Source organism: Bradyrhizobium ganzhouense (assembly GCF_049949285.1).
GTDB classification, from domain to species: domain Bacteria; phylum Pseudomonadota; class Alphaproteobacteria; order Rhizobiales; family Xanthobacteraceae; genus Bradyrhizobium; species Bradyrhizobium ganzhouense.
In genome coordinates this window covers 1,481,614-1,507,474 of the sequence record NZ_CP181318.1, presented here as the reverse complement: position 1 = coordinate 1,507,474, position 25,861 = coordinate 1,481,614, and the positions used below count along the sequence as shown (strand labels likewise).

28 protein-coding genes are annotated in these 25,861 nt (G+C 64.7%); 8 read left to right on the top strand and 20 right to left on the bottom strand.

The features are described 5' to 3' along the window. Positions 1–23 precede the first annotated feature (23 nt). The 8 genes from ACLFLU_RS07150 to ACLFLU_RS07115 all read right to left on the bottom strand — a co-directional run bounded on the left by ACLFLU_RS07150 (position 24) and on the right by ACLFLU_RS07115 (position 6,939). Positions 24–215: a hypothetical protein gene (locus ACLFLU_RS07150; RefSeq protein WP_426411602.1), complete on the bottom strand. Its 192-nt coding sequence runs from the start codon at positions 213–215 to the stop codon at positions 24–26. Positions 216–388: 173 nt separating this feature from the next. Beyond that, positions 389–853: a GNAT family N-acetyltransferase gene (locus ACLFLU_RS07145; RefSeq protein WP_426411601.1), complete on the bottom strand. Its 465-nt coding sequence runs from the start codon at positions 851–853 to the stop codon at positions 389–391. Positions 854–872: 19 nt separating this feature from the next. Next, positions 873–1,463, bottom strand: coding sequence for a glutathione S-transferase family protein (locus ACLFLU_RS07140; RefSeq protein ID WP_426411600.1), 591 nt, complete (start codon positions 1,461–1,463; stop codon positions 873–875). Between the two features lie 74 nt (positions 1,464–1,537). Then, entirely contained in the window at positions 1,538–2,422 is an 885-nt protein-coding gene (locus tag ACLFLU_RS07135) for an outer membrane protein (RefSeq protein ID WP_426411599.1), read from the bottom strand. A 169-nt stretch (positions 2,423–2,591) separates the two neighbouring features. Then, positions 2,592–3,428 carry an outer membrane protein gene (locus ACLFLU_RS07130; protein ID WP_426411598.1) on the bottom strand — a complete coding sequence of 279 codons (837 nt, stop codon included), beginning with the start codon at positions 3,426–3,428 and terminating at the stop codon, positions 2,592–2,594. A 227-nt stretch (positions 3,429–3,655) separates the two neighbouring features. Then, a complete protein-coding gene (locus tag ACLFLU_RS07125) occupies positions 3,656–4,900 on the bottom strand; it encodes an MFS transporter (protein WP_426411597.1) in 1,245 nt (414 codons plus the stop codon). 303 nt (positions 4,901–5,203) lie between these two features. Next, entirely contained in the window at positions 5,204–6,550 is a 1,347-nt protein-coding gene (gene glmM, locus ACLFLU_RS07120) for a phosphoglucosamine mutase (protein WP_426411596.1), read from the bottom strand. Positions 6,551–6,771: 221 nt separating this feature from the next. Further along, positions 6,772–6,939: a hypothetical protein gene (locus ACLFLU_RS07115; RefSeq protein ID WP_426411595.1), complete on the bottom strand. Its 168-nt coding sequence runs from the start codon at positions 6,937–6,939 to the stop codon at positions 6,772–6,774. A gap of 118 nt (positions 6,940–7,057) precedes the next feature. Between ACLFLU_RS07115 and ACLFLU_RS07110 the strand changes: the two genes are divergently transcribed. After that, positions 7,058–8,194, top strand: a complete 1,137-nt coding sequence (locus ACLFLU_RS07110; RefSeq protein ID WP_426411594.1) for an alpha-hydroxy acid oxidase — start codon at positions 7,058–7,060, stop codon at positions 8,192–8,194. A gap of 120 nt (positions 8,195–8,314) precedes the next feature. Here the strand turns inward: ACLFLU_RS07110 and ACLFLU_RS07105 are convergent, their stop codons facing one another. The 8 genes from ACLFLU_RS07105 to ACLFLU_RS07070 all read right to left on the bottom strand — a co-directional run bounded on the left by ACLFLU_RS07105 (position 8,315) and on the right by ACLFLU_RS07070 (position 17,254). Beyond that, on the bottom strand, positions 8,315–8,941 hold the full coding sequence (locus tag ACLFLU_RS07105) for a hypothetical protein (protein ID WP_426413916.1): 627 nt from the start codon (positions 8,939–8,941) through the stop codon (positions 8,315–8,317). A gap of 92 nt (positions 8,942–9,033) precedes the next feature. Beyond that, entirely contained in the window at positions 9,034–9,660 is a 627-nt protein-coding gene (locus ACLFLU_RS07100; protein ID WP_426411593.1) for a hypothetical protein, read from the bottom strand. A 56-nt stretch (positions 9,661–9,716) separates the two neighbouring features. Beyond that, on the bottom strand, positions 9,717–10,556 hold the full coding sequence (locus tag ACLFLU_RS07095) for a shikimate dehydrogenase (RefSeq protein ID WP_426411592.1): 840 nt from the start codon (positions 10,554–10,556) through the stop codon (positions 9,717–9,719). Between the two features lie 52 nt (positions 10,557–10,608). Continuing rightward, complete coding sequence (locus ACLFLU_RS07090; protein WP_426411591.1) at positions 10,609–12,366, bottom strand: SulP family inorganic anion transporter; 1,758 nt, start codon at positions 12,364–12,366, stop codon at positions 10,609–10,611. Positions 12,367–12,459: 93 nt separating this feature from the next. Then, a complete protein-coding gene (locus ACLFLU_RS07085; RefSeq protein ID WP_008566993.1) occupies positions 12,460–12,732 on the bottom strand; it encodes a helix-turn-helix domain-containing protein in 273 nt (90 codons plus the stop codon). Between the two features lie 236 nt (positions 12,733–12,968). Further along, positions 12,969–15,017 carry an elongation factor G gene (locus ACLFLU_RS07080; protein WP_426411590.1) on the bottom strand — a complete coding sequence of 683 codons (2,049 nt, stop codon included), beginning with the start codon at positions 15,015–15,017 and terminating at the stop codon, positions 12,969–12,971. A 156-nt stretch (positions 15,018–15,173) separates the two neighbouring features. Then, positions 15,174–15,653 (bottom strand): DUF992 domain-containing protein, encoded by a 480-nt coding sequence (locus ACLFLU_RS07075; RefSeq protein ID WP_426411589.1) that lies wholly within the window; start codon positions 15,651–15,653, stop codon positions 15,174–15,176. 398 nt (positions 15,654–16,051) lie between these two features. After that, positions 16,052–17,254 carry a pyridoxal phosphate-dependent aminotransferase gene (locus tag ACLFLU_RS07070; RefSeq protein WP_426411588.1) on the bottom strand — a complete coding sequence of 401 codons (1,203 nt, stop codon included), beginning with the start codon at positions 17,252–17,254 and terminating at the stop codon, positions 16,052–16,054. A gap of 474 nt (positions 17,255–17,728) precedes the next feature. On the opposite strand from ACLFLU_RS07070, the gene ACLFLU_RS07065 reads away from it, so the two are divergent. The 6 genes from ACLFLU_RS07065 to ACLFLU_RS07040 all read left to right on the top strand — a co-directional run bounded on the left by ACLFLU_RS07065 (position 17,729) and on the right by ACLFLU_RS07040 (position 21,614). Continuing rightward, positions 17,729–18,379: a glutathione S-transferase family protein gene (locus tag ACLFLU_RS07065; RefSeq protein ID WP_426411587.1), complete on the top strand. Its 651-nt coding sequence runs from the start codon at positions 17,729–17,731 to the stop codon at positions 18,377–18,379. Between the two features lie 156 nt (positions 18,380–18,535). Further along, the gene (locus ACLFLU_RS07060) at positions 18,536–18,712 is read left to right on the top strand and encodes a hypothetical protein (RefSeq protein WP_426411586.1); all 177 of its coding nucleotides are present in this window, start codon (positions 18,536–18,538) and stop codon (positions 18,710–18,712) included. Positions 18,713–18,782: 70 nt separating this feature from the next. Continuing rightward, a complete protein-coding gene (locus ACLFLU_RS07055) occupies positions 18,783–18,944 on the top strand; it encodes a hypothetical protein (protein ID WP_426414236.1) in 162 nt (53 codons plus the stop codon). 128 nt (positions 18,945–19,072) lie between these two features. Further along, a complete protein-coding gene (locus tag ACLFLU_RS07050; protein WP_426411585.1) occupies positions 19,073–19,879 on the top strand; it encodes a PAS-domain containing protein in 807 nt (268 codons plus the stop codon). 74 nt (positions 19,880–19,953) lie between these two features. Beyond that, positions 19,954–20,409 carry an N-acetyltransferase family protein gene (locus tag ACLFLU_RS07045; RefSeq protein ID WP_426411584.1) on the top strand — a complete coding sequence of 152 codons (456 nt, stop codon included), beginning with the start codon at positions 19,954–19,956 and terminating at the stop codon, positions 20,407–20,409. A gap of 263 nt (positions 20,410–20,672) precedes the next feature. Beyond that, positions 20,673–21,614, top strand: a complete 942-nt coding sequence (locus tag ACLFLU_RS07040) for an aldo/keto reductase (protein WP_426411583.1) — start codon at positions 20,673–20,675, stop codon at positions 21,612–21,614. 16 nt (positions 21,615–21,630) lie between these two features. Here ACLFLU_RS07040 and ACLFLU_RS07035 read toward each other — a convergent pair whose 3' ends face one another. The 4 genes from ACLFLU_RS07035 to ACLFLU_RS07020 form a co-directional block, all read right to left on the bottom strand. Then, complete coding sequence (locus ACLFLU_RS07035; RefSeq protein WP_426411582.1) at positions 21,631–21,954, bottom strand: antibiotic biosynthesis monooxygenase family protein; 324 nt, start codon at positions 21,952–21,954, stop codon at positions 21,631–21,633. A 364-nt stretch (positions 21,955–22,318) separates the two neighbouring features. Beyond that, positions 22,319–22,645, bottom strand: coding sequence for an endonuclease domain-containing protein (locus ACLFLU_RS07030; protein WP_426411581.1), 327 nt, complete (start codon positions 22,643–22,645; stop codon positions 22,319–22,321). A 64-nt stretch (positions 22,646–22,709) separates the two neighbouring features. Then, positions 22,710–23,927: a DUF1501 domain-containing protein gene (locus tag ACLFLU_RS07025; RefSeq protein WP_426411580.1), complete on the bottom strand. Its 1,218-nt coding sequence runs from the start codon at positions 23,925–23,927 to the stop codon at positions 22,710–22,712. 2 nt (positions 23,928–23,929) lie between these two features. Next, positions 23,930–25,498: a DUF1800 domain-containing protein gene (locus tag ACLFLU_RS07020; RefSeq protein WP_426411579.1), complete on the bottom strand. Its 1,569-nt coding sequence runs from the start codon at positions 25,496–25,498 to the stop codon at positions 23,930–23,932. A 114-nt stretch (positions 25,499–25,612) separates the two neighbouring features. On the opposite strand from ACLFLU_RS07020, the gene ACLFLU_RS07015 reads away from it, so the two are divergent. Beyond that, complete coding sequence (locus ACLFLU_RS07015; RefSeq protein WP_426411578.1) at positions 25,613–25,834, top strand: cysteine-rich CWC family protein; 222 nt, start codon at positions 25,613–25,615, stop codon at positions 25,832–25,834. Positions 25,835–25,861 lie beyond the last annotated feature (27 nt).

Here is a 25,861-nt window from a genome sequence, read left to right as displayed (position 1 = left end):
GATACGGGAATCGGGCAGACCAGTCAAGGAAGTTCCGGCGTCTCACGCTGGAGTGATGGCTCCTCCGGCGCGAGGCTGGGGGCCTCGACAGCAGTGAGCGCGTTCAGCAAGTCCGTGGCCTCGCTGATCAATTGCGCGGCACGGCGGCGGCTGCTGACCTTCAAAATGCATTTGTCATTGGCCTGCACAACGTAATCGTTGCCGACCTTGATCATGGAATAGCTTTTCATCGAAATCCCCGAACCGACCGAGCCCGGCTTCAGACGCTGGCGTAGCACCGTTCGTTCCTGGGTCCACGTGAACGACGGACGGGTAGTTTATCAGCTGTTAAGATGAACGAACGCGCGATCAGATTGTCCAGCATGCGCAACGGTCGCGCGATGCTGCGTCAAAAGCGGACAGTCATGCCGGCGTGGCTCAAGGAAAATCCGAGACGCTTGTAGAAGCGCTGCGCGTCGACGCGGCTCTGATGTGTCAGCAATTCAACCAGATTGCAGCCGCGCGCTTTTGCTTCCGTGATCGCCCACTGCACCAATTGTTCGCCGATGCCGCGGCTGCGACAATCGGCGGCAACGCGGACATCCTCGAGCAGGCCGCGAATGCCGCCTTGCGAGCTGATGCCCGCGAGCACCGCGAGCTGCAGACAGCCGACCACCCTGCCCTCGCTCTCGGCAACCACGAGCGTGAGATTTTGGTCGCGTTCGACCCGCTCGAACGCCTGATAGTAGACGAGCGGAAGCGGATCCTCGACGCGCTCGCGGGCGCGACCGAGATGATCGTCGGCGAGCATCGCCACAATCGCGGGAACGTCCTCGCGGCGCGCGGGACGGATGGAGATAGGCTTCGCGTTCATAAAGGGAAACTCCAGGGACTCAGCGCGCCGGCGGTAGACCGAGATAAGCCTCGGCTTCAGCGATCCAGCGGCGGATGGCGGCATAGCGGCCGAGTTCAAAACCGCCTTCATGCGCGAGGCGGGTATAGGCGAGCAGCGAGACGTCGGCGAGCGAGACCTCATCGCCCGCGAAGACGCGGCTCGCGGTGAGATGCGCCTCCATACGGTCGAGCGCCGCATAGCCGCGCTTGACCTTCTCCGGGTCGAGCTCGGATAGCTTCTTGCCGAGATAGACCAGCTGGAAGCGGCACACCGCGATATAGGGCTCGTGGCTGTATTGTTCCCAGAACAGCCATTCGTCCATCTTGGCGGCAGCAAAGGCATCGCGCGGAACGAGCGCGCTGTCGCGGGCGAGATAGCGGATGATGGCGTTGGACTGCGCCAGCGTGCGGCCGTCGTCGAAGGCCACGGTCGGCACCTGGCCGGCGCCGTTCATCTTCAGGAATTGCGGCGTACGCGTCTCGCCCTTGCGCGTGTCGATCTCGATCCAGCGATAGGGCAATGCGAGCTTGTCGCAGACCCACTTCACCTTCAGACAATTGCCGGAATTGCTATCGCCGTAAATCTGCATCGCTGCCGCCCCGCATCTGGCGACAGAGCATCAGGACGTAGCCGACCTGTCAACCGCGACGCAGCGAAGCAGCGTCAGAACTTGTAGCCGAGCCCGACGCGCGCATTGTTCAGCGTCACCGAGGTGTTCATGACGGGCGAGAATTTCACGTATTCGTATTCCACGCGCGCGAACAGACCTTCCCAGATGCAGTATTCGAGCCCGAGGCCGGCGGTCCAGCCCACCGCGAAGGCGTTGGTCCTGTGCTGGCTCTGCGTCTGCGACTGCGCGGGAACGTCAAACGTCCTGCTCGTGGTCGACGTGGCGCCACCAACGCCCGTTGTCGTCACGATCTGGGTCAGCGTCACATCGCTCGTCACCGTGCGGGAGACGTCCATTCGCCCGACGGCGGCGCCGAAGAATGCGTACGGCATGAAGTCGCCGCCGTCCCAGCCGACGCGTCCGCGGAGCGAGATCATGTCCTTGACCTTCGCCGCGGCGGTGCCGGTCAACGTGACGTTATAGTTGTCGGTCGTGCCGGTGGGCGGGTTGTCACCGGGCGGATTGACGATCGTGAGCGAGTTGCTACCCGACGTCGACGTCGCGAGGTTGTTGAAGTAGCTGTAGGTGCCCTCGAGACCAAGAATGGCATCGTACCATTGCCAGTTGCGGCCGACGAAGGCGCCGAAATTCGTGCTCTGCGTGTTGGTCTTGTTCATGAGCGACCAACTCGCGGTCGGCTGCTGCAGCACGCTGTCGCGGAAGATGAAGTTGGTCAGGCCGACGACGCTCTGGCTGAAATCGGTCGCGTTGCTGGTGTAGCCGCCGTTGACGCCGACATAGGCGCCATCCCAATTATGGGACGTCTTGGACAGACCGTCGGTGAAGCCGCCGCGCAGGACGGGCAGATCCGGCATGTCGGCCGCGTGTGCGGCGGACACAGATCCCAAAGCCGCCACCACCAACCAAAGCCTACGCATTGCGACGCTCCATCGAACTCGAACTTTCGCTCGTGATCATGGCTCGTTAACCTTAACCAATGGTTGCGTCGGACACTTTTGTCGCTGTTGCGCCATGAAAAATACGCAAAGCAAAACGGCGCGGGATGATCCCGCGCCGTTAAGAGACGTTAAGCGATGGGGCGAACGATCAGCCCTTGGTGACGAGCGGCGGCGGCGTGTAGACCGGCGGGCTGTTGAGCTCCCAGCGCACGCCGAGCTTCACGTCGTTCGAGGTGATGCTCTTGACCCTGATGGTCGTCGGCCCGGAGATGCTGCCATCGAACGCGCGGAAGTTGCCGGGCGCAGCGTCGCCGAGATCCATGTAGCTGTAGGCCAGTTCGACGGTGAACCCGGGATTGACCTTGTAGGCGAGACCGGCATGGGCGGCCCATGCGAAGTTCCACTTACCATTGTCGGCGAAATTGGTGACGCTGTTGGACAGGACGCCGCCGGTGTAGCGAATGCCGTTGTCCTGGAAGCCCGAGAGCTTGTTGTAGGAGCCGCCGACACCGGCGCCGATGAACGGGGTGATGCACCACCAGGTGCCGAGATCGACATAGGCGTTGGCCATGACGACCCACTCGGACTTGCTGCCGGTGTAGGTGTTGGCTTCGACATCGGTCGGCCCGAGCAGGACGCTCTGCGAACCGTGCAGATTGGCCTTGCCGCGATACTGGCCGATCACGTCGGTGCGGAACCAGTTGTTGAAGCGATAGCCGACGCCGAGATCGAACAGCGGCGAGGAGTCGAAGCCGAGTCCGGCCGTCGTGGTCGGGAACGTCGCCGAAGTCGCGCTGTCGATGCTCTTGGCGCTCTGGTTGGTCATGCCGACGTCGCCGCGGAGATACCAGCCGCCGAAATCCGCGGGCGGGGCGGGCGGCGCGTACATCGGGGGCGGAGCCGCGATCGGCATATCGGCGGCGAAGGCCATCGACGAGATCAGTGACGCCGCACCCGCGGCAAGGAGAGACTTAACGCTACGCATTGGCTTCGTCCTTATGGCCGGTGGGGCAAAATGCAGATGCCCCACGTTCTGGAAACTCACGGGCGGACGATGGCACCAAATGCTTAAGCGCCACTTAACCCTAATTTTTAAGGTTGATTTTTTCGCAACGGGCGCGCGGATGCGGCGCAAGCGTTGCAAAAATGCGGCGCTCAAGCGCCGCATTTGCTAACGATTGATGAAGCCGCAATGCAGCGAGAACGGATTTGTTAACGAACGTGCCGCGGCAGCTTGGGCAGGAACACCGCAAGCAGCCCGATCGCCGGCAGATAGGCGCAGACCTGATAGACGAACTCGATCGAGGTGCGATCGGCGAGCTTGCCGAGCACGGCCGCGCCCAGGCCGCCGATGCCGAAGGCGACGCCGAAGAACACGCCGGAGATCATGCCGAAGCGATGCGGCACCAGCTCCTGCGCGAACACGATGATCGACGACGTCGTCGAGGAGATGATGAGGCCGATGATCACTGTCAGCACTGCGCTCGCGTAGAGACCGGCATAGGGCAGCGCCAGCGTGAACGGCAGCGCGCCGAGGATCGAGATCCAGATCACGATCTTGCGGCCGAAGCGATCGCCGAGCGGTCCGCCGAGAAACGCACCGACCGCGTTCGCCGCCAGGAAGATGAAGAGGTACATTTGCGCGGCCTGCGTCGACACGTTGAAACGGTCGATCAGATAGAAGATGTAATAGCTCGACAGGCTCGAGACGTAGAGCTGCTTGGAGAACAACAGCGCGACGAGCACGGCAAGCGCGACCGCGACGCGGCGCGAACTCGGCGCGTCAGGATGGGCCTGAACCTGCGCCGCCTTCTTCGCCTTGATCTGCGGCTCGTACCAGCGGCCGATACGCCAGAGGATGACAATCGCGAGGAACGCGATCGAGGAGAACCAGGCGATACTGCCCTGCCCGAACGGCACCACGATGAGCGCAGCAAGCACCGGGCCCATCGACGTGCCAAAGCTGCCGCCGAGCTGAAACACCGATTGGGCGAACCCATAGCGACCGCCGGAGGCGAGCCTCGCGATGCGCGCGGATTCGGGGTGAAACACCGCCGAGCCAAGACCGACCAGTGCGGCGGCGATCAGGATGACGAGATATTGGTGTGCGGCGCTGAGCAGCAGCAGGCCAAAGAAGGTCGAGGCCATGCCGATCGACAGCGAGTAAGGCTGCGCCTTCTTGTCGGTGTAGTGGCCGACCACCGGCTGGAGCAGCGACGCCGTGAACTGGAACGCGAGCGTGATCATGCCGATCTGCGCGAAGTCGAGCGCGTAGGTGTCCTTCAGGATCGGATACACCGAGGCGATCAGCGACTGCATGGTGTCGTTGAGGAAGTGCGAGAAGCTGATGCCGGCGAGCACGATATACGCCGGCCCTGCGGACGCGGCGGGTGCGATGTCGGCAACGACGACCGGCTCGGTCAGCGTTTCCGCAGGTACGACGACAGGCTTGTTCACTGGAGCATTCCGGCAGGCGCGGCGAACCGCCGCGACTTGCCTAACTACGATGCTGGAAGCGGGCGAACCACCGCCAATCGTCGATGGCTGGGATGCGCGTGCGCCCGATTCCACTGCGAAGCCGCACGACCTGCATGATTCGAGACGCCCGCCTTTGGCGGGCTCCTCACCGTGAGGGGTCCAGGGATTTCGTAGCCCGGATGGAGCGAAGCGTAATCCGGGACGGCTATGAACGCGGGCGCGAACCCCGGATTTCGCTGCGCTCCATCCGGGCTACGATCGCGCTTCTCGTAGTGATGCGCCTCAAGCCGCCGCAGCCTGTCCCAGCGCGGAAACAATCGTGTCGACGACGTCCTCGACCAGGACACGGTCCTCGCCCTCGCCCATGACGCGGATCACGGGCTCGGTGCCGGAGGAGCGGATCAGCAGGCGGCCGTGGCCGTTGAGCCGCTTCTCGCCGTCGGAGATCGCCGACTGCACCTCGGAATCGTCGAGCGGTTTGCCGCCCTTGTGGCGGACGTTCTTGAGGATCTGCGGCAGCGGGTCGAAGCGGTGGCAAACTTCCGACACCGGCCGGCGCAGCTTCTGCACCACGGCCAGCACCTGCAGCGCGGCGACAAAGCCGTCGCCGGTGGTGGCGTAGTCGGACAGGATGATATGGCCGGACTGCTCGCCGCCGAGATTGTAGCCGCCGTTCAGCATCTGCTCGAGCACGTAGCGATCGCCGACCGGCGTGCGCACGAGATCGAGCCCCTGCCCTTTCAGGAAGCGCTCGAGGCCGAGATTGGACATCACGGTCGCAACGATGCCCGGACGCGACAGCCGCCCGTCTTCCTTCCAGCTCTGCGCGATCACCGCCAGCAGCTGGTCGCCATCGACGACATGACCGCGCTCGTCGACCAGGATGACGCGGTCCGCGTCGCCGTCGAGCGCAATGCCGATGTCGGCGCGCATCTCGCGCACCTTCCGCGACAACGCTTCCGGCGAGGTCGAGCCGCAATCCTTGTTGATGTTGAAACCGTCGGGCTCGACGCCGATCGGCACCACGTCGGCGCCCAATTCCCACAGCGCTTCCGGCACCACCTTGTAGGCGGCACCATGGGCGCAATCGATCACGACGCGCAGGCCATCGAGCGAGAGATCGCGCGGCAGCGTGCGCTTGGCGAATTCGATGTAGCGGTCATGCACGCCGTCGATACGGCGGGCGCGGCCCAAGCTCGCACTTTGTGCAAGCCTCTTCTCGATCGGCTCGTCGAGCAGCTGCTCGATCTGCTTCTCGACGTCGTCGGAAAGCTTGAAGCCCTGCGGGCCGAACAGCTTGATGCCGTTGTCCTCGAACAGATTGTGCGAGGCCGAGATCATGACGCCGAGATCGGCGCGCATCGACTTGGTCAGCATCGCCACCGCCGGCGTCGGCATCGGGCCGACCAGCAGCACGTCCATGCCGACCGAGGTGAAGCCCGCGACCATCGCGTATTCGATCATGTAGCCGGACAGGCGGGTGTCCTTGCCGATGACGACCCGGTGGCGGTGCTCACCGCGCTGGAACGCAAGGCCCGCGGCCTGACCGACCTTGAGCGCGAGCTCCGGCGTGATCAGTCCGTTGGCGCGGCCCCGGATCCCGTCCGTCCCGAAATATTTGCGGCTCATATCGTCCCCCACGCAACAACCAGGGATCCCCACGACAACTTCCGGATGCCTTGTACGGCTCCGCCATCCCTGATTACGCAGGGGTCTTATAAAGCGTTCGCGGCTAACTTGGCTTCAAAAAATATGATGAATCATTACGGAACCGGGGCTAGCCTCACCCCGGTAACCTATTGTTAACATTATATGTCCTGCTGAAGCGCGGTAGGAGCGGGAATTCCGGGCTAATCCGTTCGCTTGACGTGACGGTCCCCACGGCTCGGTGCCGGCTGGGTGACGTTGACGGGATCGGAGCCTGGAAAGGTCTCTTCCAGCCCTTCCTCCAGCGCTTCCTCGAGGTCACGCTTCTCCTTGATTTCTTCCGGCGAAGGTCCGACGTGCGGCTTGGTCATGGCGTCCCTCTCGCAAACGATTTGGCTGTGCATCCAACCATGCTAGATGACCCCGAAACCTTCCGATGCAAGACTTTTGATACAAGACTTGCGAACTAAGACCGGCCGGGAAACGTTCATGAAGCACATCACCTGTATCGACGATCTTCGCGCTCTGCATAAGCGCCGCGTGCCGAAAGCGTTCTTCGACTATTGCGACCGCGGCTCCTATGCCGAGGAGACGCTGCGCGCCAATCGCGACGATCTCCAGGACATCAAGTTCCGCCAACGCATCCTGGTCGACGTCTCCAAACGCGATACCTCGACCATGATCCTCGGCGAGCCCTCGACCATGCCGCTGATCCTGGCGCCCGTGGGCCTGCTCGGCATGCAGCATGGCGATGGCGAGATTTACGCCTGCCGCGCGGCGCAGGCCGCCGGCATCCCGTTCACGCAGTCGACGATGTCGATCTGCTCGATCGAGGACATCGCCGCCAATGTCGAGAAGCCGTTCTGGTTCCAGCTCTACGTCATGAAGGACCGCGGCTTCATCAAGGAGCTGGTCCAGCGCGCGATCGCGGCGAAGTGCAGCGCGCTCGTGCTCACCGTCGATCTGCAGGTGATCGGCCAGCGCCATGCAGACATCAAGAACGGCATGACGATTCCGCCGGAATGGTCGCTGTCGAAATTCATCGATTTCGCCACCAAGCCGGCCTGGGTCTCCGGCGTGCTGCAGGGCAAGCGCCGCACCTTCGGCAACATCGCCGGCCACGTGAAGAACACCGAGGACCTCAACCGCCTCGCCGAATGGACCGCCTCGCAGTTCGACACCTCGCTGAACTGGAAGGACGTCGAGTGGATCCGGAGCATCTGGCCGGGCAAGCTCATCATCAAGGGCATCCTTGACGTCGAGGACGCCGAGGAAGCGGCCAAGACCGGTGCGCAGGCGCTGGTGGTGTCGAACCATGGCGGCCGTCAGCTCGACGGCGCGCCGTCCTCGATCGAGGTGCTTCCCGAGATTGCCGACGCCGTCGGTGAGAAGATGGAGATCATGTTCGACGGCGGCATCCGCTCCGGCCAGGACGTGATGCGCGCGCTCGCGCTCGGCGCAAAGTCCTGCATGATCGGCCGCGCTTATGCTTACGGGCTAGGCGCCGGCGGCCAGGCCGGCGTCGCCAAGGCGATCGACATCATCCGGAAAGAGCTGCTCACGACCATGGGCCTGTGCGGCGTCAACAGGATCGACGAGATCGGCGATCATATTATTGCGATGTGATCGCTAGCCGGGATGCAGCGGCAATGGCAGCTGTCGTCCCGGACAAGCGCAGCGAAGCGAAGCGCTGATCCGGGCCGACAGTGGAGTTTGGGGCGACGGTTCGCGCTACAGCTACGCCCCTCACATCGGCGGCGTCACGCCATCGCGGCCGACATTGACCCGGTTCGCTTCCAGCGTGCCGTCATCCTTCTTCGCCGCACCAAAGATGATCAGCTTGGCGCCGGGCTTCACTTCCGACTTGTCGCTGGCGACGAAGGTGACGATCGGAGTCCCCGGCGGCACCACGACTTTCTTCTCGCCGTCCTTGTATTTGACTGTGATGTTCAGGCCGTCGGTACCCTCCACCGTCTGCGCCACGGTGGCATTGGTCATGGTCGAGTTGGCGCGGGCATCCCAGGGTCGGAAACCTTCGGCGGCGCCGCGCTGGTTTTCCGGGAAGATGTGGACGGCAATCGCCTTCTGGGTACCGTCGGGCTCGGGCATGGCGGTGACGCCGATATAGGAGCCCTCCTTGATCTCGGAGAGCTGCGTCTTCACCACCGCGAAGACGGCGACGTTGTCGGTCATCTTCACCTTCACGTCGGTACCCTCGCGCGTCTTGATGCCGAGCGTGTTGCCGTCGACGTTTTCGATGGTGCCGCGAATGCGGACCATCGACGTCTGCTGCTGGGCCGAGGCGGCCGATACGGCGATAAAGGTGGCGAATGCGGCCACGGCGGCGCGTGGCATCCAGTTGGTCGGTGTCATGTTCGTCCGTGTCATGGCCTTGTCCCTTCAGGCACCTTGCGGCGATCAGACGGCAAACCCCGCGCGACCGCCGCTATTCCGGGAATGTGTGATCACATCGGCGGGGTCAGGCCGTCGCGGCCGACATTGACGCGATTGGTCTCGAACGAGCCATCCGGCAATTGCTTCATGAAGGCGATGACCTTGGTGCCGGCCTTCAGCTCGGACTTGTCGCCCGGCACGAAGGTCACGACCGGCGTCATATCGGAGACGAACACCTTCTTCTCGCCGTCCTTGTACTTCACCAGCAGCGTATGGCCGTCATTGCCGACCACGCTCTCGGACACCGTGGCATTGGTCATGCTGGAATTGGGCTTGAGGTCATAGGGCCGCGAGCCTTCGCCGGTGCCGCGCATGCTCTCCGGAAACACGTGCACCTCGACGGCGTTCTCGCCGCCGTCCGATCCCGGCACGGTGGTCGCGCCGACGAACGAGCCGACCTTGATATCGGCCAGCGAAATCTTGGTGACTCCCGCGACCCGCAGGTCGGATGCGATGCGGAGCTTGACGTCTTCACCGCTGCGCGACTTGACCAGCATGGTGTCGCCCTCGACGCTCTCGATCGTGCCGCGCACGCGGGTCGGCACCGGCGCCTTTTGCGCGACGGCAGCAAAGGTGGAAGCAGCCACCATCGCAACAGCGATGAGCGGACGCGTGAAATTGGCACGTTGGATCGTCATGAATGTCTCCGATTATCCCCACGGGGATAGAACGCCGGAGACGGCGCACTATTCTCTCAAGTCTTTGTGAGATCGGCCTCGACCAGCGCGCGCAGTTCCGCGGTCACCTCAGGCCGCTGGCCGAACCACAGCTCGAAGCCGCGCACCGCCTGATGCAGGAGCATGCCGAGCCCGTCGGCGGTCTTGAGCCCGCGGGCCCTGGCGGCTGCGAGCAGCGGCGTCACCAGCGGGACGTAGACGAGATCGGCGACGACGGCCCCTTGCGGCAGCCGCGCCACATCGACCTCGAGCGCGGGCTGGCCGTGCATGCCGAGCGAGGTCGTGTTCACGAGAAGTTTTGCCCGCGGCAGCACGTCGTTGATGCCGTCCCACAACAGCGGATGCACGTTCGGCCCGAATTGCGCCGCCAGCGCCTCGGCCCGCGCCAGGGTGCGGTTGACGAGATGGACCCGGCCAAAGCCGCGTTCGAGCAGGCCGAACACGACCGCGCGCGAGGAGCCGCCGGCCCCCAGCACCAGCGCTTCGTCGGCCTTGTCCCAGCCGGGCGCGCTGGCGTCCAGATTGCCGAGAAAGCCTTCGACATCGGTATTGGTCGAGCGCAGCTCGCCATCGGCGAACCACAACGTGTTGGCGGCACCCACGGCCTTGGCGCGCGCATCGGGGCTCGACAGCTCCAGCACGCCGACCTTGTGCGGAATGGTGACATTGGCGCCGACAAAACCGCGCAGCGACAGCCGCAACACGAAATCGCGCAAATCCTCGGGCGGAACGGCCTCGATGACATAGCCGCCTGCGATGCCGAGCGTGCGCAGCCAGTAATGATGGATCAGCGGCGAGCGCGAATGCGCGGCCGGCCATCCGATCAAGCAGGCCGCTGGCGGTTTGGGCACGGTCATCTTTCCCTCGGGTCGTGTCGAGGGCGATCCATTTCGCGTCCGGGCGGTCCTGTCAAGCAGGCGGGGACGGCACCGTGGATTCGGTCACGCCGGGGGCTGCCTTGATATCGGCGACCGCGCGCTCGATGGTCTGGCGATAGCGCGCGCGCTGCGGGCTCACGCCATGGGTGAGCAGCGCGCGGCGGACCGCAGGCGAGGCCCCCGTGATGAACAGCCGGATGCCCTGGCGCTGGGCCTTGGCGGCGACGCGCCCCAACACGTTCGCCGCGGTGGAGTCCAGGAACGGCACAGCGGCGAAATCGACCACGAGCGCCTTGCGCTTGTCGGCAATGCCGTCGAGCACGCCTCCGATCGCAGACGCAGCACCAAAGAAGAACGCGCCGGTGATGCGATAGACCAGGACGTCGCGGTCGACCGCGAGCGCGGGATCGTAGGGCACGCGCTCGCCATTGCCGTCATCGGGACGATCGGCCGCCACCAGCGGCGAGCGCTCCTCGATGCCGGTCATCTCCGCCATGCGATGGATGAACAGCACCGCACCGAGCGAGAAGCCGACCAGAATGCCTTCGGTCAGATCGCGGAAGATCGTGAGCAGGAAAGTTGCCAGCAGCACGACGGCATCGCCCCGGGACGAACGCAGCAGCGTGGCGAATTCCTGCTTCTCCGCCATGGTCCAGGACACCACGACCAGCACGGCCGCAAGCGCGGCGAGCGGGATGTAGCTCGCGAGCGGCGCTGCGACCAGCATGAACAGCAGCAGGAAGACGGAGTGCAGCATGCCCGCCAGCGGCCCGCGCGCGCCAGCGCGGATGTTGGTCGCCGTGCGCGCAATCAGGCCCGTGACACAGATGCCGCCGAACAGCGCCGCGCCGATGTTGGCGGCGCCTTGCGCCACCAGCTCGCAATTGGAGCGGTGACGGCGTCCGGTCATGCCGTCGGCAACCACCGCCGACAGCAGCGATTCGATGGCCGCGAGCAACGCAAACGAGATCGCATCCGGCAGCACCGCTTTCGCCTTCGCAAGCGAGAACGCCGGCAGCACCGGCGACGGCAATTCGCGCGGGATGCCGCCGAAGCGCGATCCGATGGTCTCAATCGGCAGCGACAGTGCAGCCGTCGCGATGGCCGCGAGCACGACCGCGATCAGGATGCCGGGCCAGGACGGCTGCCAGCGCCGCAAGCCGGCAATGATGGCGATGCTGACGAGAGCGACGCCAAACGCAGATGGATTGACGGTGTGAAGGCCACCTGCGAGCGCGACGAGTTTCGGCACGAACTCGCTCGGCTCTTTCCCCGCGAGCGTGATGCCCGAGAGATCGCGCAGCTGGCTTGCAAAGATGATCACGGCAATGCCGGCGGTGAAGCCGACCGTGACGGGATAGGGAATGAACTTGATGTATGTGCCGACACGCAGCAGGCCCGCGGCGATCAGAACCATGCCCGCCATCATGGTGGCGAGAATGACGCCGTCGACGCCATGCCGCTCTGCGGTCACCGCGACCAGCACGATGAAGGCGCCCGCGGGGCCGCCGATCTGGAAGCGGCTGCCGCCGAGCAGCGACACGATGAAGCCGCCGACAACCGCAGTGTAGAGCCCGCGGTCCGGCGTCACGCCCGAGGCGATCGCGATCGCCATCGACAGCGGCAGCGCGACGATCGCGACCGTAAGGCCCGCGAACACATCGGCGCGGAGATCGGCCAAGCCATAGCCCTCGCGCCAAACGGTCACGAGCTTTGGCAGATAGAGTTCGGTAAAGGTCGGTCGACGAAGCTGATGCAGCTTGCCTGCGTGTTCGCCTGTAATGCTCATGCCCCACAATGCTCCGATGCATCGTGCGGCCCGCGCGTTCCGGCGCGACGATGCGCTAGTTCAACCTGCTCCCGAGCATGATCATCGAAGCGATCATGCCCCCACCCGGCGCGGCGGCCCCGGCTCTTTCAGGCGAACGCCACGTCCGCCGCTGTCGCTGCGGGCCTGCTCGCCGATCAGCTCGACGCCGGCCCGATCGAACGCCTCGACCACCTTGATCAAGGTCTCGACCACGCCGCGCACATTGCCGGTAGACGCCTCCATCCGCTGGATGGTCGGCAACGACACGCCGGCAAGCTCGGCCAGGGTTTTCTGGTCGATGCCGAGCAGCGCGCGGGCTGCCCGCATCTGGAATGACGTGATCACCTTGGCCTCACGTGTCAACGGTTATAAGTGATATGCTGCGCATGTACAATGATGTAAAATACATCATTCGAGGGTGAACGCAAGCGCGTCCTTCGTCATTGCAATGACGCGTGGAGGGGGCACGGCCCACGTGAAACACCGCGCTCGTGGAGACGGCTTCTCACCCACCCTCTCCCCGTAAGAACGGGGAGAGGGAGTGAGAGAGCAGGACGCCCCTCACTGCGCGAGAGACAGACTCACGCCGCGTGCTGATGCGCGGCGATGATCTGGTCGGCGGCGCGGCCTGTGACTTCGGCCATGTGGTCGAACTGGCGGGTGAAGCTGCCGGCGCCCGCCGTGGCCGAGCGCAGCTCGACGATGAGCTCGCCGATCTCGGCTTCGGGCATCATGGCGCGGACGCAGTCCCAGCCGCTCCAGCCGTCGCGGGTGTCGAAGCCGAGGATCTGGCCGCGCCGCGCCGACAGGATCGCGTTGATCTTGGCGGTGGCATCGGTCGGACAGACGATCTCGACCACGTGGATCGGCTCCAGCAACACCGACTGGCATTGCGGCAGGCCTTCGTTGAGCCCGACCCGCGCCGCCGTGCGGAAGGCGAGGTCGGAGGAATCGACGCTGTGATAGGAGCCGTCGGTCAGCGTCACCTGCAGATCGGTCACGGGGAAGCCGAGCGGGCCGCGTGTAAGCCCGTCGACAACGCCCTCTTCCACCGCACCGATATAGTTGCGAGGCACCGCGCCGCCGACGACCTTCTCGGCGAACTTGAAGCCCTCGCCGCGCGGCAGCGGCTTGATGTCGAGCACGACATCGCCGAACTGGCCGTGACCGCCGGATTGCTTCTTGTGGCGGCCGCGTTGGGTGATCGGCTTGCGGATGGTCTCCTGGTAACCGATCGCAGGCGGATGCGAGGAGATCTTGACGCCGAAGCGATCGCGCAGCCGCTCGCTCGCGACACGCAAGTGCATCTCGCCCTGTCCCCACAGCACGGTGTCGTGGGTCTGGGGGTTCTGCACGACGACGAGTGACGGATCCTCCTCGTGCAGCCGCATCAAGGCCTGGCCGAGCTTGACGTCGTCCTTGCGGTCGGTGGCCGCAACCGAAATCGCGAGCACCGGCGGCGTTGGTTCCGCGGCGTCGAGCGCGGCGGGCGGGTTCTTGCCACTCGAGACCGTGTCGCCGGTATTGACTGGATCGAGCTTGGCGAGCGCCACCGTGTCGCCGGCTTCAGCCGAGGCACGCTTGGTGTCGTAGGCGCCGTTGACGGCGAGGATGCCGGAGATGCGGCTCGCGCCGCCCGACGAGGATTGCAGCGTGGCGCCGTCCTCGAGATGGCCGGCGAGCAGCCGCGTCAGCGACAGTTTTCCGCCGTGCTGCGAATGCAGCGTCTTGAAGACGAAGCCGAGCGCGTCCTTGCTTTCCGGCGCGCCGAGACGTCTTGCGGTCTCCGCAATGCCGGGCGCCTCGTGGCGCAGCGCCTTCATCAGACGCAGCACGCCGTTTTCGCGCGCGGCAGCACCGAGCAAAACCGGGCAGATCACCCCCTCGCGCAATTCGCGGGCGAGATCGTCGAACACGGCATCGCGCGGCGGCTGGATGTCTTCCAGCAACTGCTCCATCAGCGCGTCATCGTGATCGGCGAGCTTCTCCAGCATCGAGAAGCGGGCCTCCTTCTCGCGATCGAGATCGCCGCCTGCGAGCGCAACCACTTCGGATGCCTTGTGCTCGCGATAGATGAAGGCGCGTTCCAGCGCGAGATCGACAAAACCCTCGATCAGCTCGCCCTTCCAGATCGGAATCTGGCGCAGCACAAGCGGCACGCGCGAGGCGGGCTGGAGCGTCGCGAGCGTCTCGCGGATGCGCTTGTTGGCGCGGTCGATCTTGTTGAGGAACAGGAAACGCGGGATCTTCAGCTCCTCCAGCTCGCGCAGGATGATCTGAAGCTGCGGCAGCTTCTTCTCGTCGGCCTCGCATACCACGACCGCGGCATCGACCGCGGGAAGCGCGGCGCGCATGTCGTGGGCGAACTCGACGGAACCGGGACAATCCAGGAAGGTGTAGCTGTCGCCCATGAAACTCGTGGTGGCGGCAGTGAGCCCGACGGTCATCTTGTGATGACGGGCTTCGGGCGTGGCGTCGCCGACGGAGGTTCCGGCATCGACGCTGCCGGCGCGCGGGATTGCGCCCGTTCGCGCCAGGATCGCTTCGAGAAGTGTGGTTTTACCGCTTTGGAATGGGCCCACCAGCGCAATGCACCGTGGACCTCGGGGACTTCTGACGTCTTGTCCCATTCGCCGCCTCCTTGGTGTGGAGCTCGGCCCGTGATTGGGTCGGCAAACGCAGATGCTCTGCCCGTCCCCGAGATTTGGCAAGCGTCAAACGTCGCTGCGGTGCGTCGTTGCGGAAACGCGCCGATGGAACGGCGCGTTTCACGCAATTTCAATTCGTCAACGGCCCGGACGGAGTTCCAGGCTTTCGAGTCCGGCCGCGACGTTGAGGCCGACCTGGCCCTGCACGCTGAGCGGCTGAAGCGCGATCGAATTGTTGGAGCCCCCGACCAGCGCGTTGCCGCCGAGGCCGACGCCGACCGAGGCGCTGCCCTGCGCACCGGCATAATTGCCGGAGAGATCGCCGGGGCCGAGCCGGTTGACCGGCGCGAACACGCCCCAGGCGAGCGCCGTCTCCTGGGTGATGCCGAGGTCAACGCCGACTTTGCGGATCGTCGCGACATAGCGGTCGTCGGGCACGCCATCGACGCGCAAGACGCAGCCGAGATTGGTCACCGATCCCACCACGAAGCCGATGCTGGCGCCGCCGCGGCATTCGAGCACGCCGACCTGCACCAGCCGCGACTGCGCGCTGGCGCCCGCGACGGAGGCAACGAGGCCGGCGGCAGTGAGTCCGGCAAGGAGGAGTGAGCGGCGCATGAAAATGTCTCCGGCTATGAATGTGATGCGAGCAGAGCAGGCGCCATTCCCGAGGCGCGCGATGGTCTATGCCACAAGAGTGTTGTGGGTGCCAGATCGGACACGTCTAAAACCGAACTCGCGGAAAGAGCCCCTCGCCCCACCCTCTCCCCGTAAGAACGGGGCGAGGGAGCGAGAGAGCGGCGCGCCCCTCACGATGCAAGTGAACGACGGCCGGCCGCTTTCTAAACCTCTCCCCGCTCATTGCGGGGAGAGGTCGGATTGCGAAGCAATCCGGGTGAGGGGCCGGGCAGGACGTTGACCCGAGCAAATGTCTATCCGACTCCGCTCATTCGAAAACCACAAACAAAAAGGCCCGCACGAAGCGGGCCTTTCTAATTTGCACTGTCGCGAGATGCTTAGCGCAGGTTACCGCAGAAGCGCTGGATGCGCTTGCAGGCGTCTTCGAGGTCCGAGGTCTTGGTCGCGTAGGAGATGCGGAAGGCAGGTCCAAGGCCGAAGGCCGAACCCTGCACCACGGCGACGCCTTCGGTCTCCAAGAGCTCGGTGACGAACTGCTCGTCGTTGGAGATCACGTTGCCCGACGGCGCCTTCTTGCCGATCGTGCCGGCGCAGGACGGATAGACGTAGAACGCACCCTCGGGACGCGGGCACTCGATACCGTTGGCCTGGTTGAGCATGGAGACGACGAGATCGCGACGCTCCTTGAACACCTTGTTGTTGGCGGCGATGAAGTCCTGCGGACCGTTCAGCGCTTCCACCGACGCCCACTGCGAGATCGAGGACGGGTTCGAGGTCGACTGCGACTGGATGGTCGACATCGCCTTGATCAGCGGCGCGGGGCCACCGGCGTAGCCGATGCGCCAGCCGGTCATGCAATAGGCTTTCGACACGCCGTTCACGGTGAGCGTGCGGTCGTAGAGGCTGGGCTCGACCTGCGCGACGGTGGTGAACTGGAAGTCGTCATAGACGAGGTGCTCGTACATGTCGTCGGTCATCACCCACACATGCGGATGCTTGACCAGCACGTCGGTGAGCGCCTTGAGCTCGGCCCTGGTGTAGGCCGCGCCGGTCGGGTTCGACGGCGAGCACAGGATCACCCATTTGGTCTTCGGCGTGATCGCGCGATCGAGCGCTTCGGCCTGGAGCTTGAAGCCATCAGCGGCGGTGCAGACCACCGGCACCGGCTCGCCGCCGGCGAGCGCCACCATCTCGGGATAGCTGACCCAATAGGGAGCCGGGATGATCACCTCGTCGCCCGGATTGATGGTCGCCATCAGCGCATTGTAGAGCACCTGCTTGCCGCCGGTGCCGACGATGATCTGGTTCGGCTTGTAGGCGACGCCGTTCTCGCGCTGAAACTTCGCGATGATCGCGTCCTTCAGCTCGGGAATGCCGTCGACCGCAGTGTACTTGGTCTTGCCGGACTCGATGGCGTGGATCGCCGCCAGCTTGATGTTGGCGGGCGTGTCGAAGTCGGGCTCGCCGGCACCGAGGCCGATGACGTTGCGGCCCGCCGCTTTCAGCGCGCGTGCTTTATCCGTGACCGCGATGGTCGCGGACGGCTTCACACGGTCGAGCGCAGCAGCAAGGAAGGCCATCGTCATCTCCTGGCAAGCGTCGTGAACCCTTTGGCCTCACGACTCCAATTGTGGGAATGGAGACACCCTAAAACGTGTGCCGCTGCACCGCAAGAAACTTCAGCCCGATCTCGGAAAAGTTTACGGGGCTTGGAGCGTTTCAAGGCGCGATTTTCCGCAATTTTCCGCAACTTTGCCGGGCAAATCGCTCATATCCGGCAAGGCTTGTCCTCGGAGCAATTTGCGCCGCGCTTGCGACCAGTCATCGCCTTGCACACGATCGCGCGAAGCGATGCGCCGCGCACGTTGACGCAAGCGTGATCTGATTTGCAGCGTCGCACGAACATGATCTTCCGCAGCGTTGCAGTGCGGTAGGGTTTTCGAGTTTTTCTATGGGGCAGCCCTTGCGGCGGATTCGCATCGGCATCATTGTTTAGCCGCGGTGCGGGGCGACAAGCGCCGCGCCATCCCGTCCCTCGGAATCGAACTCCCAGAATGTACAAGCTCTATTCGATGCAACGCTCGGGCAACAGCTACAAGGTCCGCCTCGCGCTGGCACTGTTGAACGTGCCCTACCAACCCATCGAGGTGGACATTCTGCGCGGCGAGAGCAAAACGCCGGACTTCCTGGCGAAGAATCCGTCCGGACAGGTGCCGCTGCTCGAGGTCGACGACAATCGCTATCTCGCCGAGTCCAACGCCATCCTCTGGTATGTCGCCGTCGGCACGCCGCTGGCGCCGGAGAACCGGATCGATCGCGCCGAGGCGCTGCAATGGATGTTCTTCGAGCAGCACGCGCTCGAGCCCAATATCGGTGCCGCCTATTTCTGGCTGTCGCTGGTCAAGGGCGGCCGCGACCTGCAGACCCACGCGCTGGAGGACTGGATGGAGCGCGGCTATGGCGCGCTCCAGGTGATGGAAAACCATCTCAAGACCAACGCCTATTTCGCCGCCCGCCAGCTCACCGTCGCCGACATCGCGCTGTACGGCTACACCCATCTCGCCGACCGCTGCGATTTCGACCTGTCACCCTTCCCGGAGATCCGGGACTGGCTGAAGCGCGTCGAGGCCGCGCCCGGCTTCGTGGCGATGGACTGGCGTCCCGCCGACATCGACGACCCCGCCAGCATCGCGGCCGGGGCCTGAAAACCGGTGCAGCGTTAAGAAATAGCGGGTATTCCGTTAACCTTTGCCCTATTCCCGCCGTTTTCGGTGTAATCGCCGCCCCATTATTGCCCGCTGAAATTGTGAGGTTGTTCGGCGTCGCGGGTGATTCGCTCGCACGTTGAAGGATTTAGACCCATGATTCGGGCGTCCGGCACGGTCGGCTTTCAAGGCCAATCCGATACCGTCTCGTCTCCCCGGCTGACCAACGCGGTCGCGGCCTCGCTCGCCGTCGCCGCCCTGTCGCTATGCCTGATCGTCACCCTCACGGTGCTGTCGACCAAGGCGACCATGGCGATGGGCCTGCCGGTCTGATCCCCGTTTCATCCTGGACCAGCCTTCCCGGCGCGGCGGGACCCGCGCCGACCGGCATCGCGACAGGACAATGATGAAATCGCCTGTGGTCATCGTTGCAATCACCCTGACCGCGGCCATCCTGGTCGCGGCGTCGCTTTTGATTTTCGTCGGCACCCGCAAGGGCCCGGGAACGTCGACACTGATTGCGCCGGCGCTGCAGCAGCGCATCGGGCATACGCATTTGGTCTAAAATCATCCGAAAGCTTTGGGCGCTCACGCAAGTCCCCCTTAAGCACCGCGGGCGAAACCGGATTGCGCTTGCGCAACCATCGGTCAGTCTGATGGCCTTGTCTCGTTCAGGACGGAACGGGGAGGCCCATGCGGTTCGGATGGCGTGCCATTTCCGGTCCCGTGCTGACGGCAGCGATCGCACTGCTGGCGATCGTGCTCGACCGCGCCGTTCCCCTTCCCTCGCCTGCGCCGCTGTTCGTCTGTGTTGTCGCGCTTGCGGGCGCGCTGTCGGGCTTCGCCTCCGCCATGACCAGCGCGGCCCTCGCTGTGATCGGCGCCGCACTGTTCTTCCTCGGCCACCGTGCCATGCCCCTCCATGCCGCCGCCGATCTGATCGGGCTCCTCGCGGTGGCGGCCTTCGGCACCGCTGGGATCACCGGCCTCATGCGCGAGCGACTGCTCGACACCTTTGCAGCCGAGCGCCAGAGCCACGCCATTGCCGCGCGGCTGTCGGCAGCGCTTGACCAGGTCGATATCGGCATCGTGCTGCTCGATGCCGAGACCCGCGCCGAATTCATCAATCGCGCTTTCCGCGATTATTTCGCGCTGCCGGACGAGAAGGCCGACGACAAGCCGCCCTTCATCGCACTGATGTATCACAGCCGCGACACCGGTGCCTTCGAGCTGCCGGAGGACGAGCTCGGCATCTTCATCGCGCAGCGCATGGAGATGGTGCGGATCGGCGACGCCACGCCGATCAATATCAATTTGCGCAACGGCGAGGTGCTGCGTTTCGTCTGCACCGCGCTGCCCGACGGCGGCCGCATGCTGAGCTACACGCCCGTGACCGACCTCGTGCGCCACACCGACGCGCCCGCGCGCGCCGATTATTATCGCGCGCTGCGCGATCCCACGGGGCGGAATCTGATCCGGTATCTGCGCATCGCGGAGTGATGCGCGACATCGCAATTGATCGATGCGCCCATCATCACGTATGAAGGGCGCCTCAACGATCGCGGATTTCCCAGATGTCGCTCACCATTCGCCCCGTCACTCGGCAGGATTACGATCAATGGCTGTCGCTGTGGGACGGCTACAATGCCTTCTACGGCCGCTCCGGTCCGACCGCGCTCGCGCCTGAGATTACGAAGGTAACGTGGCAGCGCTTCTTCGATGCCTACGAGCCGGTGCATGGGCTGGTTGCCGAGAGCGACGGCCGCCTGCTCGGCATGACGAACTATCTGTTCCATCGCAGCACCACGGCGATCGAGCCATCGTGCTATTTGCAGGATCTGTTCACGCTCGAGGCTTCTCGCGGCAAGGGCGTCGCCTCGGCGCTGATCTATGGCGTCTACGAGCGCGCAAAACTCGCGGGATCGCCGCGCGTCTACTGGCAGACACACGAGACCAACACTACGGCGCAGAGTCTGTACGACAAGGTCGCGGAACGCTCCGGCTTCATCGTCTATCGCAAGATCTTCTGATTTTTGCGGCGTGGACGCCCCTGTGGATAACTTTGCGTGTCACTGGCGCGTAACACACCTGGACTAAGTTGCAGTTGCGTCTGATCAGGCCCCCCGTCACCGATCAAGCGCCCCAAGCGGTCCCCGTCAGTCGCCGCGTCTGACAGGGGCCGCGTTTTTTTGTCCGCAGTTCCTTTCAGCATGGCAGCAACGCAGCCAGCCGCTTGCCGGTGCCGTGCACCGCGGTCACAATGGGCGCCTGCTCTCTTCTGACAGGATCTCCCATGGAAATTCGTAATCTCGGCGGCTCCGGCCTGCGCGTGTCCGCGGTCGGACTCGGCTGCAATAATTTCGGCCAGCGCACCGATCTGGAGACGTCGCGCAAGGTGATCCACCGCGCGATCGATCTCGGCATCACGCTGTTCGACACCGCCGACATCTATGCAGGCCAGGGCGGCTCAGAGACGGTGCTCGGCACCGTGCTCGGCGACCGCCGCAAGGACATCGTGCTGGCCACCAAATATTCCAAGCCGATGGCGGCCGACGGCACCAAGCAGGGCGCCTCGCGCCGCTACATCATGAATGCGGTCGAGGCCAGCCTGACGCGGCTCAAGACCGATTACATCGATCTCTACCAGCAGCATGATTACGATCCGCTGACGCCGATGGAAGAGACGCTGCGCGCGCTCGACGATCTCGTTCGCGAGGGCAAGGTCCGCTACATCGGCCATTCCAACTTTCCGGCGTGGCGTATCGCCGAAGCCGAGTTCACCGCGCGCGCGATGAACGTCAGCCGCTTCGTCTCGGCGCAGGACGAGTACAGCCTCGTCGTCCGCGACATCGAGAAGGATCTGCTGCCCGCGGCCCAGGAATACAAGCTCGGCCTACTGCCGTTCTTCCCGCTCGCGAGCGGCCTGCTCACCGGCAAGTACCAGCGCGGCGCCGCGGCCCCCGCCGATACGCGCTTCGGCAAGGCGCCGGCGTTGCGCGACCGCTACGTCACGCCGCGCAACGAGGACATCGTCGAGAAGCTCCAGGCCTTTGCGAAGGCCCGCGGCCATTCGATGCTCGAGCTCGCCTTCTCCTGGCTCGCCGCGCGTCCGCAGGTGTCGAGTGTGATCGCCGGCGCCACCCGCGTCGAGCAGGTCGAGCAGAACGTCAAGGCGATCGCCTGGCAGCTCAGCGCGGGCGATCTCGCCGAGATCGATGAGATCACCAAGGGCTGATCCTTGCGGCGCGGCGCTACTTCGCGCCGCGTCCGACGGTCTGCTTGACCTCGAAACCTTCGAACTGGGGATGACCGAGATAGAGCGGCTTGTTGTCGCCAGCGCGCGCATGCGCCGCGCGGAACGCCTCCGACTTGGTCCAGGCCTCGAACGCCGCGTGGTTCGCCCACACGGTGTGTGAGGCGTAGAGCGTGTGGTCCTCAAGCTCGGGCCCTTTGAGCAGATGGAATTCGACGAAGCCCGGCACCTTGTCCAGATGGGTGTCGCGCGACGCCCAGACCTGCTCGAAGGCGGCTTCCGATCCCTTGGCGACGCGGAAGCGATTCATGGCGATGTACATGCGGGTGGTCTCCTGATGTGACGGAAGCACCGCTCTCTCACTCCCTCGCCCCGTTCTTACGGGGAGAGGGTGGGGTGAGGGGCTGTCTCCGCGAGTTCGGTGCGAATTGTAGGCGATGTGCGTGGCCTGCGCACGGTCGTTGTGCAAGACGGATAGACTGTCTTCCTGGCAACAGTTTGCCCCGCCCCTCACCCGGATCGCTGCGCGATCCGACCTCTCCCCGCAAAAGAGCGGGGAGAGGTTAGGACCGCGGCACGCACCGAACTCTTGGAGGACGTGGAGTAAGGGACGCACCACCCTCTCGCTCCCTCGCCCCGTTCTTACGGGAGAGGGTGGGGTGAGGGGCTGTCTCGGCGAGTTCGATCTAAATTACGATAAGAACGCCGTCGATATTCTCGAGCACGTCGTTGTTCCAGAAGCGAAGGATCTTGTAGCCCTTCTCTCTCAGACGTTCATCACGAACAGCATCTGCTCGCGATTCATTGTGTTGGCCACCATCGACTTCAATGACAATCCGCTTCTCACGACATACGAAGTCGCAGATGTATCCGATGATCGGCTCTTGCCTGACGAACTTGTGTCCATCGATGCGTCGATTGCGAATGCGATTCCAGAGAACCGTCTCCGCATCTGTTTGATCGATGCGCAGGCGTCGAGCGAGTCGAATGGACTTTTCGTCTTGTCCACGCATGTGCCCTGCCCCTCACCCGGATTGCTACGCAATCCGACCTCTCCCCGCAAAGAGCGGGGAGAGGTTAAGTAACCAGTCCCTTCATCGGTCTTGCGCTGGCACTGTCCGGAAACACGGTCTGCGCCAGCACCTGATCCGACAGGCCAAACTGTCCCTGCAGCACGCCCTTGATCACGGAGCGGAGATCGGTGGTGGGCTTGAGGTCGCGGGCTTCAAAGAGGTTGGCGGGCTTGAGGCCGGGCCAGTCGGAGATGACGCGGCCGCCTTTCACGGCGCCGCCGGCGAGCAGCGCGATGGTGCCGGTGCCGTGATCGGTGCCGTCGGTGCCGTTGATCCGCGCGGTGCGGCCGAACTCGGTCGCGACGACGACAACGGTGTCGCGCCAGCGATCGCCCAGGCCGCTTTCGAATTCGGCGAGCGCGCCGTCGAGACCGCCGAGCAGGAAGGCGAGGCGCCCGACCGGGCCGCCTTCGTTGGCGTGCGTATCCCAGCCGTCGAAGGCAAGCGCGGCGATGCGCGGACCGTCATCGGCGGCCATCAGTTTTGCCGCGCCGCGCGCGACCTGGCGCATCTGCGCAACTTGATTGCCGGGCTTCGGCTTCATGTCGTCGCCGGATGCCGCCTTCTCGAGCTGGAGACCTTGCGACAGCGCCGAGGCCAAAGCGGGATCGCGATGACGGTAGAGTTCGACGAGCCGCATCGCGGTGTCGTCGTCGGCCTGCGGCAGCGCGACCGGCGCCCAGCCGACCGTCGGCGCGTTGCCGCGCAGCACCAGCGGCGTGGTCGGGCCGACCGCAAGTCCGCTCGACACGCGCTCACCACGCGGCAGCGCTTCCAGCGCGCGGTTGAGCCAGCCGGATTGCACGCGGCCCGGGCCGGCATAGCCGCTCTCGAGCACATCCTGGCCGTCGAAATGCGAGCGATCGCGATACGGCGTCGCCACCGCATGGATCACCGCGGCATGCTGCGCGCGATACATCCGCGCAAATTCCGGCATCGACGGATGCAGCGCGAAGAAGCTGTCGAGCATGAGCGCGGGATGCGCGCCATCCGCGGTCAGCGCGATCGAGCCGTGCAGGCCTGCATAGTCGGGGTCACCGATCGGCGCGACGGTCGCGAGCCCGTCGAGCGCGCCGCGCAGGATCACCACGACCAGGCGCGGGTCGCGCCCGTCGGCCGCGCGCGCGAATCTCGGCAGATAAGCCCAGGCCGCGAATGAGGCGCCGCCGAGCAGGAGGCCGCGGCGTGATGTGAGGAGCCGGTTTTCGATGCAGTCGATCATCATCATCTCCTCTGCAATTCCGGCGACATCAGCAGCAGTGCCAGCGCCTGCTGGCGCGATTCCGCGCGCTCGATGGTTCGCCGCGTTTCGGTCGACGCCGCATCGGCCGCAGCGAATTCCAGCAAGTCGAGCGGATCGATGTTCGGCCCGAGCCGCGCGCCCATCTGCGAGGCAATGTCGAGCCGGAGCTTCATGCCCTCAGGAGCGGCCCAGGCCGCAGACGTGTCGGGGAAACCGTTCGGGCCGGCCGGTGTCCACAAGGGTTGGCCGAGCAGGTTCAGATTGCCGAGATAACCACCGGGGTCCTCCGGCACGCGCGCGAGCAGCCGGCCGCTCGCGACCAGAAAATCGTAAGGCGAGCGCATCTTGGTGAGCGGCGCCTGCCAGGCCTCATTGGAATCGACCAAAGCCGTGGCAAGCGCCTTCAGATCACCATCGGTCCTGACGAAGACATCGCGCAACCGCGCCACAAGCGCCGGCGGCGGATCGTCGGCGACAAAATGGCGGACGAATTTTGTGGCGATGAAATTCGCGGTCGAGGGATGGCGCGCGATGTCGGCGAGCGCGGCTTCGCCCTGCGCCAGGCCCGTCGCTTCATAGGTCTTGCCGAGCAACAATTGCGGCCCGGGCTGGTGTGCGTTGACATTAAAGACGAACGAGCCGGGCGCCCCGAGCTGCCCCTGCCGGCCGGCAAAGGTCCATCCCGTGATGATCCGCGCGAGCGAGGTGACGTCCTCCTGCGTATAGCCGCCGCCGACGCCGAGCGTATGCAGCTCCATGATCTCGCGCGCGAGATTTTCGTTCAGCCCGCGCTTGCGGTTCTGGCCTGCGCGCGAATCCGGTCCGAGCGATTGCTGGTTGTCGAGGAAGAACAGCATCGCCGGATGCTGCTCGACCGCCTTCAGCATGTCGGCGAAGCGCCCGAGCACATGCGGGCGGATCGCCTCGCGCTCGAACGCACCGGCCCACATCCGCGCCAGCTCGCCCTTGCCCGCGGAGATGCAGAAATGATTGGACCAGAACACGACCAGGCGCTCGGTGAAGCCGCAATCGACCATCATCGCGCGCTGCAGCCGCGCCAGTGCCTCGGCGCGAAAGGTCTTCTGGATCACGTTGAGAGGCTGCGGCGCCTGCTTTGCAGCGGCTGGCGCGGTGGCACTGGGCTGCATGCTGTCAGGCTTTGCCGCCTTGTCGGCCGACTTCGTCTCGGCCATCTGACCGCCGATCTCGATCGCCACCGTGTTGAGCGAGAGATTGCGCCGCAATTGATTGTCGGGCTTCTGGTCAGCCGGCGGTTGCGGCGCCGGCGCCTCGGTCGGCGTGCCGGCCTTTGCCGCCGCCTCGCGCGCCTGCTTGACCTGGTCCTGATAGGCGAACACAGCCTGGCCGAGCTGCGGCGTCGATTGCAGGCCCGGCGCCTCCAGCAGCACGCCAAAGGGACGCGCCAGTTCCGCCTTCACGAAGCCTCGGGGATCGGAGGCCGCATTGATGAGATCGCCGGAGGCCCCGCCTCGGGCGCCGAAGCCGAAGCGGTTCAGCGCGACGAGGGCGGCTTGCGAATCGCGGGCCATCGATTTGTCCTCCGCACGGTGCCAACCGCTTCCCTGGTCTGTACGCGGCGCCTAATATACCGCAGCCGGAGATGAACCCGACATGAAAATGACGGCAAAGCTTTTGCGTAAATCATGACAAATCCGCAAGAAATCACGCATCCGCAACCAGCCCCGCGCCGCCTCGCCTGTTCCCGCTGCGGCACCGAGTTCGGCTGCGATCTCTCCGGCAAGTGCTGGTGCGCCGAGGAGACGGCAAAGCTGCCGATGCCGGTCAAGGGCGAGGATTGCCTGTGCCGCGAGTGTTTGCGGAAGGCGGCGGAGGCAGCGCGTAGCCCGGATGGAGCGCAAGCGTAATCCGGGGCCGTCATCGCTTGTGGCACG